Source organism: Streptomyces viridochromogenes, assembly GCF_001270495.1.
GTDB classification, from domain to species: domain Bacteria; phylum Actinomycetota; class Actinomycetes; order Streptomycetales; family Streptomycetaceae; genus Streptomyces; species Streptomyces viridochromogenes_A.
The window spans coordinates 26,795-41,321 of sequence record NZ_LGUR01000241.1 but is presented as its reverse complement, the minus strand read 5'-3'; the positions used below and the strand labels follow the sequence as shown (position 1 = coordinate 41,321).

17 protein-coding genes are annotated in these 14,527 nt (G+C 69.5%); 10 read left to right on the top strand and 7 right to left on the bottom strand.

Going from position 1 to position 14,527, the window contains the following annotated elements; all coding sequences use genetic code 11:
• Window positions 1–30: 30 nt before the first annotated feature.
• Together whiG and ADK36_RS37670 are read left to right on the top strand one after the other, a co-directional pair.
• Window positions 31–873, top strand: a complete 843-nt coding sequence (gene whiG / locus ADK36_RS37675; RefSeq protein WP_003997555.1) for an RNA polymerase sigma factor WhiG — start codon at window positions 31–33, stop codon at window positions 871–873.
• A 95-nt stretch (window positions 874–968) separates the two neighbouring features.
• On the top strand, window positions 969–1,526 hold the full coding sequence (locus ADK36_RS37670; RefSeq protein ID WP_030048933.1) for a TetR/AcrR family transcriptional regulator: 558 nt from the start codon (window positions 969–971) through the stop codon (window positions 1,524–1,526).
• A 335-nt stretch (window positions 1,527–1,861) separates the two neighbouring features.
• Here the strand turns inward: ADK36_RS37670 and ADK36_RS37665 are convergent, their stop codons facing one another.
• Window positions 1,862–2,494 carry a murein hydrolase activator EnvC family protein gene (locus ADK36_RS37665; protein ID WP_199830340.1) on the bottom strand — a complete coding sequence of 211 codons (633 nt, stop codon included), beginning with the start codon at window positions 2,492–2,494 and terminating at the stop codon, window positions 1,862–1,864.
• Between the two features lie 273 nt (window positions 2,495–2,767).
• On the opposite strand from ADK36_RS37665, the gene rpsB reads away from it, so the two are divergent.
• The 7 genes from rpsB (at window position 2,768) to ADK36_RS37630 (ending at window position 9,001) form a co-directional block, all read left to right on the top strand.
• A complete protein-coding gene (gene rpsB, locus ADK36_RS37660) occupies window positions 2,768–3,676 on the top strand; it encodes a 30S ribosomal protein S2 (RefSeq protein ID WP_030048935.1) in 909 nt (302 codons plus the stop codon).
• Window positions 3,677–3,829: 153 nt separating this feature from the next.
• The gene (gene tsf, locus ADK36_RS37655; RefSeq protein WP_053200806.1) at window positions 3,830–4,666 is read left to right on the top strand and encodes a translation elongation factor Ts; all 837 of its coding nucleotides are present in this window, start codon (window positions 3,830–3,832) and stop codon (window positions 4,664–4,666) included.
• Window positions 4,667–4,861: 195 nt separating this feature from the next.
• The gene (pyrH, locus tag ADK36_RS37650) at window positions 4,862–5,620 is read left to right on the top strand and encodes a UMP kinase (RefSeq protein WP_030048937.1); all 759 of its coding nucleotides are present in this window, start codon (window positions 4,862–4,864) and stop codon (window positions 5,618–5,620) included.
• A gap of 179 nt (window positions 5,621–5,799) precedes the next feature.
• A complete protein-coding gene (gene frr, locus ADK36_RS37645; RefSeq protein WP_030048938.1) occupies window positions 5,800–6,357 on the top strand; it encodes a ribosome recycling factor in 558 nt (185 codons plus the stop codon).
• Window positions 6,357–7,514 carry a phosphatidate cytidylyltransferase gene (locus ADK36_RS37640; protein ID WP_048580671.1) on the top strand — a complete coding sequence of 386 codons (1,158 nt, stop codon included), beginning with the start codon at window positions 6,357–6,359 and terminating at the stop codon, window positions 7,512–7,514. The genes frr and ADK36_RS37640 overlap by 1 nt, the downstream gene beginning before the upstream one ends.
• 216 nt (window positions 7,515–7,730) lie before the next feature.
• A complete protein-coding gene (locus tag ADK36_RS37635; protein ID WP_048580672.1) occupies window positions 7,731–8,180 on the top strand; it encodes an SRPBCC family protein in 450 nt (149 codons plus the stop codon).
• A 593-nt stretch (window positions 8,181–8,773) separates the two neighbouring features.
• A complete protein-coding gene (locus tag ADK36_RS37630) occupies window positions 8,774–9,001 on the top strand; it encodes a hypothetical protein (protein WP_048580673.1) in 228 nt (75 codons plus the stop codon).
• A gap of 224 nt (window positions 9,002–9,225) precedes the next feature.
• On the opposite strand, the gene ADK36_RS37625 is transcribed toward ADK36_RS37630, so the two are convergent.
• From ADK36_RS37625 to ADK36_RS37610, 3 genes are all read right to left on the bottom strand, one after another.
• Window positions 9,226–9,540 (bottom strand): hypothetical protein, encoded by a 315-nt coding sequence (locus ADK36_RS37625; protein WP_048580674.1) that lies wholly within the window; start codon window positions 9,538–9,540, stop codon window positions 9,226–9,228.
• Window positions 9,541–10,415: 875 nt separating this feature from the next.
• Window positions 10,416–10,877 (bottom strand): ArsI/CadI family heavy metal resistance metalloenzyme, encoded by a 462-nt coding sequence (locus tag ADK36_RS37615; protein ID WP_048580676.1) that lies wholly within the window; start codon window positions 10,875–10,877, stop codon window positions 10,416–10,418.
• Between the two features lie 27 nt (window positions 10,878–10,904).
• Window positions 10,905–12,269 (bottom strand): NAD(P)-binding domain-containing protein, encoded by a 1,365-nt coding sequence (locus ADK36_RS37610; RefSeq protein WP_053200805.1) that lies wholly within the window; start codon window positions 12,267–12,269, stop codon window positions 10,905–10,907.
• 206 nt (window positions 12,270–12,475) lie between these two features.
• Between ADK36_RS37610 and ADK36_RS37605 the strand changes: the two genes are divergently transcribed.
• A complete protein-coding gene (locus tag ADK36_RS37605; RefSeq protein ID WP_048580678.1) occupies window positions 12,476–12,856 on the top strand; it encodes an ArsR/SmtB family transcription factor in 381 nt (126 codons plus the stop codon).
• A gap of 147 nt (window positions 12,857–13,003) precedes the next feature.
• On the opposite strand, the gene ADK36_RS37600 is transcribed toward ADK36_RS37605, so the two are convergent.
• The 3 genes from ADK36_RS37600 to ADK36_RS37590 are packed head-to-tail and all read right to left on the bottom strand — an operon-like array spanning window position 13,004 to window position 14,470.
• Complete coding sequence (locus ADK36_RS37600; RefSeq protein WP_053200803.1) at window positions 13,004–13,261, bottom strand: hypothetical protein; 258 nt, start codon at window positions 13,259–13,261, stop codon at window positions 13,004–13,006.
• Window positions 13,262–13,320: 59 nt separating this feature from the next.
• Window positions 13,321–14,118, bottom strand: coding sequence for an aquaporin (locus ADK36_RS37595; RefSeq protein ID WP_048580680.1), 798 nt, complete (start codon window positions 14,116–14,118; stop codon window positions 13,321–13,323).
• 37 nt (window positions 14,119–14,155) lie between these two features.
• Window positions 14,156–14,470: an ArsR/SmtB family transcription factor gene (locus ADK36_RS37590; protein ID WP_048580681.1), complete on the bottom strand. Its 315-nt coding sequence runs from the start codon at window positions 14,468–14,470 to the stop codon at window positions 14,156–14,158.
• Window positions 14,471–14,527 lie beyond the last annotated feature (57 nt).

Below are 14,527 nucleotides of genomic sequence, written 5' to 3'. Positions count from 1 at the left end.
ACTTCACGGCAGAACGGCACAAGGCGACGAATGCCCCAGCACACCTCCGGGTCCGACCGGGCGGCGATCCCCCCAGCCGCCCGTGACGGTGGCAGCGTGCGGCCGCCCGCTCCCTCGACGCTCGACGAGCTGTGGCGGTCGTACAAGGCGACGGGGGACGAGCGGTTGCGCGAGCAGCTGATCCTGCACTACTCGCCGCTCGTCAAGTACGTGGCGGGCCGGGTGAGCGTCGGCCTGCCGCCCAACGTGGAGCAGGCCGACTTCGTGTCCTCCGGGGTCTTCGGGCTCATCGACGCGATCGAGAAGTTCGACATCGACCGGGAGATCAAGTTCGAGACGTACGCGATCACGCGGATCCGCGGCGCGATGATCGACGAGCTCAGGGCCCTGGACTGGATCCCGCGGTCGGTGCGGCAGAAGGCGCGCAACGTGGAGCGGGCGTACGCGACGCTGGAGGCGCGGCTGCGGCGCACGCCGACGGAGGCGGAGGTGGCCGTCGAGATGGGGATCGCGGTGGACGAACTCCACGCGGTCTTCAGCCAGTTGTCGCTGGCCAACGTGGTGGCCCTGGAGGAGTTGCTGCACGTCGGCGGCGAGGGCGGCGACGGGCTGAGCGTCATGGACACGCTGGAGGACACCGCCGCGGACAACCCCGTGGAGGTGGCCGAGGACCGGGAGCTGCGGCGGTTTCTGGCGCGGGCGATCAACACCTTGCCCGAGCGGGAGAAGACCGTGGTGACGCTGTACTACTACGAGGGACTCACGCTGGCCGAGATCGGGAACGTGCTGGGCGTGACCGAGAGCCGGGTGAGCCAGATCCACACCAAGTCCGTGCTCCAGCTGCGCGCGAAGCTGGCCGGCTTCGGCCGTTGACCTGGCGGGACGCGTGCGGGGTTGGGCGTAGAGACTCCCGTCGGCGGTGGTGCGTCCGTAGAGTGGTCGATGTGCCAAGGATTCGAGCGGCCTCCGTGGCCGAGCACCGGTCGATGCAGCGAGCCGCCCTGCTGGACGCGGCTCGTTCCCTGTTGTCCGAGGGCGGGACGGAGGCGCTGACCTTCCCGGCTCTCGCCGAGCGGACGGGCCTCGCGCGATCGTCCGTGTACGAGTACTTCCGCTCCCGGGCCGCCGTGGTCGAGGAGCTGTGCGAGGTCGACTTTCCGGTATGGGCCGCGGATGTCTCGGCGGCGATGGAGCGGGAGGCCACGGCCGAGGGCAAGATCGAGGCGTATGTGCGGCAGCAGCTCGCGCTGGTCGGGGACCGGCGGCATCGGGCAGTGGTGGCGATCTCGGCGAGTGAGCTGGACGCCGGAGCCCGGGAGAAGATCCGGGCGGCGCACGGCGGGCTGGTCGCGATGATCGTCGAGGCGCTGGCGGAGATGGGGCACGCGGAGCCGCGGCTGGCGGCGATGCTGTTGCAGGGCGTCGTGGACGCGGCGGTGCGGCGGATCGAGCTGGGGGCGGCGGAGGAGCCTGCGGCGATCACGGATGCGGCTGTCTCGATGGCGTTGCGGGGCGTTCGGGGCTGAGGTTCGGCGGGCGCCGACGCGGGTGGGTTGCGCCGTCCGGTGGCGGTAGGTCCGCGGCGCTGGGCCGACCAGGGTGGGTCGGAGGCCCGACCGGAGCGGGTCGCGCAGCCCGGCGCCGACGCGGGCGCCGCCTCTGCCGCCTCTTTGGGTCGGGAGCCGCCCCAGCGGCACGACTGCCCGCGGCTCGGCCGACCGGTTCGCCTGCGACAGGGCGAGAGTCGCCGACGTCGCCGCTCACAGCGGTCACGGCAGGGCGGGCGTCGGCGGGAACGCCGATCACGGTGGCAACGTCGCCCAGACGGCAACGGCAAGGCGGGTATCGCGGGCAACGCCGCTCACGGCGGCAAGGGCACCCCCAGTACCGGAAGCAGCCTCGACGGCCCCCTGCGCAGCAGCCATGGGGGCAGGAGGGACAGCGGATCCAGGTACGTCGCGCCTCTCCGCAAGCCCCAGTGCACGCACGTCCCCGCGCAGTGCGAGCCACTCTCCTCGACCGTCCCCACGACCTCCCCCGCCTCCACCTCGTCGCCCTTCTTCACCGACACCCGCACCGGCTCGTACGTCACCCGCAACGGTGGATCTCCCGTCCCCGTCAGCTCCACCGACACAACCCCCTTGCCCGCCACCCGGCCCGCGTAGGACACCCGCCCCGCCGCCACAGCCCGTACCGGCGTCCCGGCCGGGGCGGCGAGGTCCACGCCACGGTGGCCGCGGCCGTACGGGGTCGCCGGGGGGTCCCAGCCGCGGAGGATCGGGGGACGTACTCCCACGGGCCAGGCTCGTCCGACCGCCGGCACCGGGGGATCCGGGAGATCCGGGGCCGGTGCGGTGGGCGTGCTCAGGGCGGTCGGGGCCAGTCGTGGGGCCGGGGCCAGCAGGACGGCCGCCGTCAGGAGCAGCAGCAACAGCAGCCGCCCGAAGGCCCTCGCCGTCCTCGCCGTAGTCCTCGCGCATCGCATCTCTCGCATGGCCGTACCGTCCCGCACCCCGGCCGATCATGACCGGGATCTGTGGACAACTCACGGGTTGTGGACAGCGGCGTCACCCGGCACCTCGCGGGTCCCGTACACTTCTTCTGGCGATCCGGGTCACCGGGTCGACTTCGCACGCCCCGACACGGCAACCGGAAACGGCCCGTGTCAGCGCCCCTCGGTCCTTCGTGGCACGGCGCATGTGGGCGTCAGGCGCGGAAGCCGTCCGGCATCCGCGGCACAACCGAGAACATTCAAGGAGATACGGCCATGGCCGTCGTCACGATGCGGGAGCTGCTGGAAAGCGGCGTCCACTTCGGTCACCAGACCCGTCGTTGGAACCCGAAGATGAAGCGCTTCATCTTCACGGAGCGCAACGGCATCTACATCATCGACCTGCTCCAGTCGCTGTCGTACATCGACCGCGCCTACGAGTTCGTCAAGGAGACCGTCGCCCACGGCGGCACGGTCATGTTCGTCGGTACGAAGAAGCAGGCGCAGGAGGCCATCGCCGAGCAGGCCACCCGCGTCGGCATGCCCTACGTCAACCAGCGCTGGCTGGGCGGCATGCTCACCAACTTCTCGACCGTCTACAAGCGTCTGCAGCGCCTCAAGGAGCTCGAGCAGATCGACTTCGAGGACGTCGCCGCGTCCGGTCTGACCAAGAAGGAGCTTCTCGTGCTCTCGCGCGAGAAGGCCAAGCTGGAGAAGACCCTCGGCGGTATCCGCGAGATGCAGAAGGTGCCCAGCGCCGTCTGGATCGTGGACACCAAGAAGGAGCACATCGCGGTTGGTGAGGCCCGGAAGCTCAACATTCCGGTCGTCGCGATCCTCGACACCAACTGCGACCCCGACGAGGTCGACTACAAGATCCCGGGCAACGACGACGCGATCCGCTCCGTCACCCTGCTCACCCGCGTGATCGCCGACGCCGTCGCCGAGGGCCTCATCGCCCGCTCCGGCGTCGCCACCGGCGACAAGGGTGAGAAGGCCGCGGGCGAGCCGCTCGCCGAGTGGGAGCGCGACCTGCTCGAGGGTGAGAAGAAGGCCGACGAGGCCCCGGCCGCCGCCGAGGCCCCTGCCGCTGAGGCTCCGGCCGCCGAGGCCCCCGCTGCCGAGGCTCCCGCCGCCGAGGCCCCCGCGGCTGAGGCTCCGGCCGCCGAGGGCGAGCAGGCCTGACACCGTCAGCGTTGACGGCGGGAGCGGTGACATAAAGTCCGCTCCCGCCGTTCACCCGTAGGTCGACGGAAGGTCAGCGGCTCCCGCCTTCATGGGGGCCGTAGACCCCGTAGATCTTCGATCTTCCAGACTTCGAGAAAGATTCACAGACTCATGGCGAACTACACCGCCGCTGACGTCAAGAAGCTCCGTGAGCTCACCGGCGCCGGCATGATGGACTGCAAGAAGGCGCTGGACGAGGCCGAGGGCAACGTCGAGAAGGCCGTCGAGGCGCTCCGCATCAAGGGCCAGAAGGGCGTCGCCAAGCGCGAGGGCCGCTCCGCCGAGAACGGCGCTGTGGTCTCGATCATCGCTGACGACAACTCCTCCGGTGTCCTCGTCGAGCTGAAGTGCGAGACGGACTTCGTCGCCAAGGGTGACAAGTTCCAGGCCGTCGCCACCGCGATCGCCGAGCACGTCGCCAAGACCTCCCCGGCCGACATCGAGGCGCTGCTCGCCTCCGAGATCGAGGCCGGCAAGACCGTCCAGGCGTTCGTGGACGAGGCCAACGCCAACCTGGGCGAGAAGATCGTCCTGGACCGCTTCGCGCAGTACAGCGACGGCTTCGTGCTCGCGTACATGCACCGCACGATGCCCGACCTGCCCCCGCAGATCGGTGTCCTCGTCGAGCTGGACAAGCCGAACGCCGAGGTCGCCAAGGGCGTCGCCCAGCACATCGCCGCCTTCGCGCCGAAGTACCTCTCCAAGGACGACGTGCCGGCCGAGGTCGTCGAGTCCGAGCGTCGCGTCGCCGAGGAGACCACCCGCGCCGAGGGCAAGCCCGAGGCCGCCCTGCCGAAGATCGTCGAGGGTCGCCTCAACGGCTTCTTCAAGGACGCCACGCTGCTCGGCCAGCCGTACGCGCTCGACAACAAGAAGTCCGTCCAGAAGGTTCTGGACGAGGCCGGTGTCACCCTGAAGCGCTTCTCGCGCATCAAGGTCGGCATCTGAGTCCGTACCGCGATCGACGCCCGACCCCGATAAGGTCGAGGGAAGTCGTCCGCGGACGCCGTCACCACGTACGCGCGCGTGACGGACGACAGCAGATCTGACGAGGAGGCCATTGCCGCGCATGGGATGCGAAACACGCCCCAACCGGCAATGGCCTTCTTCGTATGTGCACCACGTATCAAAGGCGGGATCTCGATGACCACCAAGGCCCAGAAGAGCGACGACGGCAAAGTACGCGGCCGGTTTCTGCTGAAGCTGTCCGGAGAGGCCTTCTCCGGTGGTGGCGGCCTCGGCGTCGACCCGGACGTGGTGCACAAGATCGCCCGCGAGATCGCCGCCGTCGTCCGCGACGGCGCGGAGGTCGCGGTCGTCATCGGCGGCGGCAACTTCTTCCGCGGCGCCGAACTCCAGCAGCGCGGCATGGACCGTGCCCGCTCCGACTACATGGGCATGCTCGGCACCGTGATGAACTGCCTCGCCCTCCAGGACTTCCTGGAGAAGGAGGGGATCGACTCCCGGGTGCAGACCGCCATCACCATGGGCCAGGTCGCCGAGCCGTACATCCCGCTGCGCGCCGTACGGCACCTGGAGAAGGGCCGCGTGGTCATCTTCGGCGCCGGTATGGGCATGCCGTACTTCTCCACCGACACCACCGCCGCCCAGCGCGCCCTGGAGATCGACGCCGAAGCGCTGCTGATGGGCAAGAACGGCGTGGACGGGGTCTACGACTCCGACCCGAAGACCAACCCGGACGCCGTCAAGTTCGACTCCCTCGGCTACGGCGAGGTCATCACCCGCGACCTCAAGGTCGCCGACGCCACGGCGGTCACGCTGTGCCGCGACAACAAGCTCCCGATCCTCGTCTTCGAGCTTCTGGCGGAGGGCAATATCGCCCGCGCCGTCAAGGGTGAGAAGATCGGCACGCTTGTGGGTGAGCAGGGCGGTCGGGGCTGACGCTCCGACAACTCCGACAACGAACCCGTCCGGGGGACGGACGGGGCGGACCCTGACCGGGGGATGGACAATGTCCTGCCGGTCGGGAACCGTGCAGGAAGAAGACGCGACGCAGCCGGCCGCCGCCCCCACCCAGGAACCGCAGCCGGGCCTTTACTCAAGACACGCAGGAGCAAGTGGTGATCGAAGAGACCCTCCTCGAGGCCGAGGAGAAGATGGAGAAGGCCGTCGTGGTCGCCAAGGAGGACTTCGCCGCGATCCGCACCGGCCGTGCGCACCCGGCGATGTTCAACAAGATCGTGGCCGACTACTACGGCGCGCCGACGCCGATCAACCAGCTGGCTTCGTTCTCCGTGCCGGAGCCGCGCATGGCGGTAGTGACCCCGTTCGACAAGACGGCCCTGCGCAACATCGAGCAGGCCATCCGTGACTCCGACCTCGGCGTCAACCCGAGCAACGACGGCAACATCATCCGGGTGGTGTTCCCCGAGCTCACCGAGGAGCGCCGCCGCGACTACATCAAGGTCGCCAAGGGCAAGGCCGAGGACGCGCGCGTGTCCATCCGCTCCGTCCGCCGCAAGGCCAAGGAGGCCATCGACAAGGCGATCAAGGACGGCGACATCGGCGAGGACGAGGGCCGCCGTGCTGAGAAGGAGCTCGAGGACACCACGCACAAGTACGTCGCGCAGGTGGACGAGCTCCTCAAGCACAAGGAAGCGGAGCTGCTCGAGGTCTGATGAACGACTCTTCCTGGGGGGCACCGCCACAAGCCGGGCAAGCCGGTTACTGGGGGGCCGCCGCACGTGGACCTGTCCAGGGGGCTGCCCCGGCGGGTCCCGCGTACGATGCGCCTGAGGCGCAGCAGACTCGCCCCATGCCCATCGTGCCCGACGGACCCGCGTATGGCGGAGACCAGGATGACGACCGGGGGGCCGCTCGGCTGAGCGGCCCCTTGTTCCGCGAACAGCCGCCCCCTGTGCGGCCGTACGACACGCCGCAGGCGCGGCCCTCCGAGGTGGCGCCGCAGAATCCGGAGCCCATGTCCGACGCCTCGCAGCCGGCGCCCCCGCCGCAGAAGAAGAGCGCGGGGCGCGACCTGGGTGCGGCCATAGGAGTCGGTGTCGCGCTCGGCGTGGTGATCGTCGCTTCCCTGTTCGTCGTCAAGGCCGTGTTCGTCGGTGTCGTCGCGGTCGCCGTCGTCGTGGGTCTGTGGGAGCTGACCAAGCGGCTCGATGAGCGCAAGGGCATCAAGGCGCCCCTCGTGCCGCTCGCGATCGGCGGCGCGGCCATGGTGATCGCCGGGTACGCCCGGGGTGCCGAGGGCGCCTGGGTGTCGATGGCGCTGACCGCGCTGGCCGTACTGGTCTGGCGGATGACGGAGCCACCGGAGGGCTACCTCAAGGACGTCACCGCGGGCGTCTTCGCGGCGTTCTACGTGCCGTTCCTGGCGACGTTCGTCGCGATGATGCTGACGGCCGACGACGGGGCCTGGCGTGTCCTGACGTTCCTGCTCCTGACGGTCGTCAGCGACACCGGGGCGTACGCCGTCGGCTGGCGCTTCGGCAAGCACAAGCTCGCTCCGCGCATCAGCCCCGGCAAGACCCGCGAGGGCCTGCTCGGCGCGGTGAGCTTCGCGATGGTGGCGGGCGCGCTGTGCATGCAGTTCCTGATCGACGACGGCACCTGGTGGCAGGGCCTGCTCCTGGGCCTCGCGGTCGCGGCCAGCGCCACGCTCGGTGACCTCGGCGAGTCGATGATCAAGCGGGACCTGGGCATCAAGGACATGGGCACGCTGCTGCCGGGGCACGGCGGGATCATGGACCGGCTGGACTCGCTGTTGCCCACGGCGCCGGTGGTGTGGTTGCTGTTGGTGCTGTTCGTGGGGTCCGGCTGACGGATTGGCCGACCTGAGGAGCCCTCGCTCTTGCCGAGTGGGGGCTCCTGCGCGTGTGGGGCGGGTCGTGGCGCGAGGCGAGAGACGCGTGATGCGTCGCGCGAAGTGCGTGGCGTGAGGCGTGAGGCGCGTGGTGCGAGGCGTGCGATGGTGTCCCGGGGCGTCCGGTGGGACGATTCCGGTGTATGCCCTCAAGGCGCCGCAAAGGGGGTCGTCATGGCCATCATCCGAGAAACCATCGATGTCGACCGCACACCGGACGAGGTCTACGCGTATGTCCTCGAGCCGTCCCATCTGCCGGAGTGGCAGCTGAGCGCCGTCTCGGCCGAACCGCTCGACGAAGGGCCGATCCACACCGGCTCCCGGGTCCGGGTCACCCGGCGCGTCGGCACCCGCGAGGTTCCGATGACCGTGGAGTTCGACGAGCTCGACCCTCCGCACAGCTGGGATCTGCACGGGATCGACGGCCCCGTGAGGCCCCGCACCCACGGTGAGATCGAGCCGCTCGACGGCGGCCGCCGCTCCCGAGTGACGATCGACATCGACTTCGAGGGGCACGGCTTCGGCAAGGTACTGGTGCCCCTCGTCGTCCGACCGCAGGTCCGCAAGGAACTCCCGCGTGACGAGCGACTCCTCAAGGAGAGGCTGGAACGCACGAACGGCTAGCCGTACCGCCCCTACGACGGGCAGACGTACCCTCGCGTCGAACTGATCGCCCTTCCGCGCGCCGGCGATCACGTCGGCCTGCTGAAAGCAGTCCCCGAGGGACTTGGCGCCGAGGTCGCAGCCGGTGACGAGCCCGGCGGTCAGGGCGACGGCGGTCAGGCTGACGGCGCCAGGATGGCGGCGGGCTACGGCAAGGCCTGATGGGCTCGTCGTCCCCCACGTCGCCTCGTCCCCAGTAGCCACCCAGTTGCCGGCCGGCCTTGTTCAGCTCGTCCAGTGACGAGAGCAGCCGGCGCGCCCATACCGTCGCCGCACCGTGGTTGACCGGTTCTTGTCCAGGACGATCGGCCCCCCAACTCCCTTCCGTGGAAGGAGCGAAGCCCCGGCATGTCAAGGAGGCGCCCAAGCCGCCCCGGCCGCCCATCCGCCGAGCGTGTGGTGGCCGTGCTCGGCAAGGACCAGGGCACCGGTGTACTGCTCGCCCCGCATTGTTCCCGGGTCACGGATCTGTCGGCACTCGCTGCTCTGCCGTTGCGCCGCCTTTCACTCGGCGCCGAGCACTTCCCCCCGGCCGCGCTGGACGCCATCAGCACATGGAGACCTTGGAGGAGGGGGAGACGTTCCCCGCGCTCCGTGATCTGCGACTCACCCTGCGCGCCGTGGAGCGCTCCCGCTTCACCGCCGACGAACCACTCGACCTGAAACCGCTGGCCGCGATGACCGACCTCAAAGTGCAGGTCAGGCTACCGATCGACGTCCCGGTCATCGGTAGGGACCTCTTCGGGCGCACTCCCAGATCGCAGGACGAGACGGTCGACTAGGGCTTCTCGCCGGTCTGTGCTCCCGGCGGGCAGGGCCTGGACCGGTTACCCCGTGATCGATGAGACGTCGCCCGAGCGCGAGGAGCGGTCCACAAGGCGGAGGCACGCGGCCAGAAGAGCGCGAAAGGCGGGACCGACAGCGTTCGTCTGCGCTGATGGCGTCAGTGCGATGGCGCATCTCGGCGCCCCCACCGAAGCACCGGTCGCGTGCCTGAGCGGGTGGGTCAGAAGATCGGCGTCTGCGCTTCGATGTCGTTGAGTCCTTCCTCCATGGTCAGCGACGGCAGTACGCGGACACGGTTCCAGTGGGGGAGGCGAGTCTCCATCAGCAAGCGGTCGACGTTCTCGACTTTCTCGGACTGTACGACCATGACAATCGTGTGTTCACGGTTGACGAAGGGGCCGGCCACGATCTCGACGCCTGCCTTCTGGGCCAGGTTCGGGATGTCAGGGGCGGCCTGCAGCATCAGGTCGCGCGTTGTCGCGTTGGAGGTCGGACAGACTTCCGGAGTGTGGGTCGCGATCAGGACGAAATGCATCTCAAGGTTCCCTTCACTCGAGGGCCCTTGATCTCAGCCTAGGCCGCCCCGAGGTACTCCGCGAACGGTGATCCCGGCTCCGACCAGCGGAGGAGGGTTCACGCCCGGAGCGTCACGGCCGGGCTACCTGACCTGGCCTTCATCTTCTCCTGGCTGTTCGTCGCGCCTGTCCAGGATCTCGTCTCGGGTCAGGTACCGAGGGCTCTCCGGGGGTGGGGCCGCCCCAGGGGCCATGAGTTCGGTGAGGAGCCTGCTCAGGTCGTCCGTGGACAGCGCCAGGCCCAGGGTTTGCACGATGCGCAGAGCACAGTCCCGGATGGACTGAGCGTCCTGATCGGGCACCGCCGTGCTCCGAATCTCGTCGCACACCCGGCTGAACTGCTCAGCGCTGATCGCTGGCCGACTTACCGGTTGCGCCATGGTGTGCTCCTCCTGGTTGAGTGGGCCGTTCACCCCGCTCTTCCAGAAAGCGCTGAGCGTACCCCGACGTCAACTGGAGAGGACAGGGGCCCTGGAGCTTGCCTGCCAGTGCTCTGTTCGTGGCGTGCGAAGGTTTCTACCTGCATGGATGGCTCGTCCCCCAGGGGGAGCCGGGCCGTCTGCGGGCCGTCCGAGGGTGGCCGGCGACGACAGGCGATGACCATCAGCGACCACCACTCGGGACTTCAGCCGCAGGGCAGGAAATTTGATCTGCGGACGCATTGGACGGCAACGGCCCGCATGTGCGGAGCCACGACGGCAGGCGCCTCATCTCAGCGGGATAGAACTTTCCCTATTTCATGAATTTCCCTACTTCATCAAGGCGGCTCGCTCCGCTCCCCGCGCGCGGCCTGCCGGTCACGGCCTCGCTGGTGTGAAGGTCGGTCAACGCCGGATCAGCAGCAGCCGCCCGCAGTGACCGGTTCCTTCGAGCCGGTGTCGGCCGAGGCCGAGGTGCAGCAGGTGCTGCCCTGCTGCTTGGCCAGGGAGTTGGCATCGGCCTTGACGACGTAGACCTCCCAGGGCTCCTGGCCAGGGCCGTGGACCCAGACTTTGTCCTGGAGGGCGTAGCAGCAGGTGGTGTCGTTCTCCTCGGTCGTCGCCAGGCCGGCGTCACTCAGGCGGGCGGTGGCGGCGTGAACGGCCTCCGTCGACTCCACCTCGACGCCGAGGTGGTCCAGGCGGGTGTCCTCGTCCGGGGTGCCTTCGATCAGGACGAGCTTGAGCGGGGGCTCGGCGATGGCGAAGTTGGCGTAGCCGTCGCGGAGTTTGGCGGGCTCGGTGCCGAAGAGTCGGCTGTAGAAGGCAATGGACGCGTCGAGATCCGGGACTCGCAGGGCCAGCTGTACGCGGGACATGGCGATCCTCCTTGTGCAGGTGTGGGGTCAGCAGCCGCCCGACGTGGATGCCGGGGCGCCAACTCCGATCTGGAGAGTGGTGGGGGCGGCGCAGCATCCACCGCCGGACTCCTCGGCGTTCTCCGGCTCGTCGAACAGACCCGCGCCGCCGCACACGCCCGTTTCCGGGAGGGTGAGTTCGACGCGCTCGGCGGCCTCTTGGTCGCCTGCGAGCGAGGCGGTGATGGAGCGCACCTGCTCGTAGCCGGTCATGGCGAGGAACGTCGGGGCGCGGCCGTAGGACTTCATGCCGACCAGGTAGACGCCCTGTTCCGGGTGGGAGAGTTCGTTGACGCCGTGCGGGTAGACCGTGCCGCAGGAGTGGAGGTTGGGGTCGATGAGCGGCGCGAGTGCAGTCGGGGCCTGGAGGCGCTCGTCGAGGCCGAGTCGGAGCTCTGAGAGGAAGGACAGGTCGGGGCGGAAGCCGGTGAGGACGATGACCTCGTCGACCGGGTCGAGGCGGCGGCCGTCCTCCGCGACGATGACGAGCCGGTCGCCGTCGCGTTCCACGGCCTGTGAACGGAAGCCGGTGACGGCGCTCGCGTGGCCGGCTTCGACGGCTGCCTTGGCGCGCAGGCCGAGTGCGCCGCGGGCGGGGAGCTGGTCGGCCTCGCCGCCGCCGTACGTGTTGTCGCTGATTCCGCGGCGCAGGATCCACACCGCGTGTGTGCCGTCGTTCTCCTTCGCGAGGTCGGCGAGGAGGGCGAGGGCGGTGAAGGCGGAGGCGCCCGAGCCGACGACGGCGGTGCGCTTGCCCGCGTACCGGGCGCGAACAGCCGGGTCACTCAGGTTGGGAACGCGGTAGGCGATGCGGTCGGCAGCGGTCTTCTCGCCGAGGGCGGGCAGGCCGTCGGCGCCCATCGGGCTCGGGACGGACCAGGTGCCGGAGGCATCGATGACGGCGCGTGCGGTGATCCGCTCCTCGCGCCCGTCCGAGGTCTCGACATGCACGGTGAAGGGCTGCTCGTCGCGGCCGGAGTCGACGATGCGGTCGCGGCCGGCGCGGGCGACGCCGGTCACCGTGGCGCCGTAGCGGACCTTGTCGCCGAGGACGTCGGCGAGCGGCTGGAGGTGGCGCTCGGCCCAGTCGCCGCCGGTCGGGTAGGTGGACGCGTCGGGGCGGACCCAGCCAGTCGGGGCCAGGAGTTTCTCGGCGGCCGGGTCGATGAGCTCGCCCCAGGTCGAGAACAACCGAACGTGCGACCACTCGCGCACAGCGCTGCCAGCCGTTGGGCCGGTCTCCAGGACCAGGGGTTCAATGCCGCGCTCGACGAGATGGGCAGCGGCAGCCAGGCCGATAGGTCCGGCGCCGATGACCACGACGGGCAGCTGGTCGGCGGTGAGCGCGTTCACGAGATTCCCCTTTGCTTCGACATCCGTCGATCTCTTGCGCTGCCAAGCATTACACCTGTATCGACAAGCGTCAACATAGACATTCATCGAATCTGTAGCTCGGCATGGGGTGGGCAGGCGTAGCGGCGCTCGGACACGCCACCTCTCCAGGGCCTGGGGCCGACGGACCCTCGCATCGTTAGTTCGACATGTGTCAACATAGATGTATGTCGAATACGAAGGTGCTACCGCTGCTGGAACCCGCCCCCGGCGAGGCTGCGGCGCCGTGCTGCCCACCGGTCACCGAGCGGCCTTTCACCGCGGAGGAGGCCGAGACGGCCGCGCGGATGTTCAAGGCGCTCGGCGACCCGGTGCGGCTTCGGCTGTTCTCGGCTGTGGCCTCGCACGAGGGCGGCGAGGCTTGTGTGTGCGACATCTCCGACGTAGGCGTCTCCCAGCCGACCGTCTCCCACCACCTGAAGAAGCTCAAGGAAGCCGGGCTGCTCACGTCCGAGCGGCGCGGCACCTGGGTCTACTACCGAGTCGAGCCGACAGTCCTCGCGGCGATGGGGCAGCTGCTGATCAAGGCCGGGCCGACCGCGGCCTGATCGCCATAGCCGTGGGCTGCCACGCTCGCAGTGTCGGGGTGGCTCAATTGCCGCGCGGCGCGTACATCAGTACCGCCGGTGGTGGTTGCGGTTCGGGACAGCGGGCCCCACAGCGTTCAGCCATCTGAAGGCAACCGGCGCCCAGGGCTACCGGTCGCGGGGGCGTGCCCGGTGAACGAGGTGCCCGGTCAGCGTCCCGGCCAGCACGCCCCAGGCCAGGCCCGACCAACTCCCGCCCGTCACCGTGACGACCATCATCACTACGGCACCCGCGGCGACCGCCGTCCGGTCGCGGGCGACGCCCCATGTGACGCGGGCGGAGCCCGGAGACCGGAGTTCGGTGACCGCGGTGCCGATCGCCAGGGCGGCGGCGAAGACGACTGGTGCGATCAGCCCCGAGTCCATGTCGTCATCTCCTCGCGATCATGAAGGATGCGCCGCCAGTTACCGCTGCGACGTACGCGTCACTCGGCGGCTGTCCGGCCGGGAAGGAAGATTAGGGCCACGAGCGCCAAGCCGACCACGGCGCCGACGAGTTGCATGCCGATGAAGCCCACGACCGAGCCCGGGGCGATGCCGGCGAACGTGTCGGTGAACGCACGGCCGATCGTCACGGCCGGGTTGGCGAAGGACGTGGACGAGGTGAACCAGTACGCGGCGCCGATGTAGGAGGCGACCGCGACGGGGGCGAAGCGGAGGCGGTCGGTGCGGGCCAGGCCGAAGATCAGCAGGATCAGCCCGGCCGTCGCGACGACCTCGCCCAGCAGCAGGTGCCCGGCCGAGCGGTCGTGGGTGGACCACTTCACCAGCGGTTCGCCGAACATCGCGTCGGCCAGGATCGCGCCCGCGATGGCACCGACGATCTGGGTCGGGACGTAGACAGCGGCCTCCCGCAACGTCACACCGGGGCCGCCGCGGCGAGCGTTCCACCACTCGGCGAGGGTGACGGCGGGATTGAAGTGCGCGCCGGACACCGGGCCGAGCAGCAGGATCAGCACGCCCAGGCCGAAGACGGTGGCCGTGGAGTTCGCGAGCAGTTGCAGGCCGACATCCTCGGTGAGTTCGGTTGCCTGGATGCCGGAGCCGACCACCACCGCCACGAGTGCCGCGGTGCCGACCAGTTCGGCCGCGGCCCGGGCGAGCAGTGGCGGTGCCTGGGGCGGGGTGGCGCCCGGAGCGGGCTGCGGGTCGGTCGCGACCACGTCGGGGGCTATCGGGGATTCCTCGGCTCTGTCGTGCTCGGCAGCCTCGGTGGCGGTCAACTGGACTCCTCGGTGCAGGTCGCCGCAGGGGCGGGGATCAGGGGCAGGACCGCTTGACGTTGTTCTCGGCGGTGGTGCGCGCGGTCTCCGCCAAGTCGGCGAACTGGCCCGCGAGGGAGGCGATGACGTCGGGCTTGAGCCGGTAGTAGGTGAACCGGCCGCACGGCTCGGTCTCCACGACCCCGGCCTCGCGCAGCACCTTCAGGTGGTTGGAGAGGTTGGTCTGTCTGGCCCCCGTCTCCTCGATCAGGTGCGTGGTGCAGAGCGTCTCCTTGGCGAGCAGGGTGACGATCTGGAGGCGGAGCGGGTCCGCGAGAACCCGCAACAGATCAGTGTCGACTGACGTCAGCATGGGCTGATAATCTCACATCACTCCGGACTGATACCAGCCTGGGCTGATCTTTGGGAC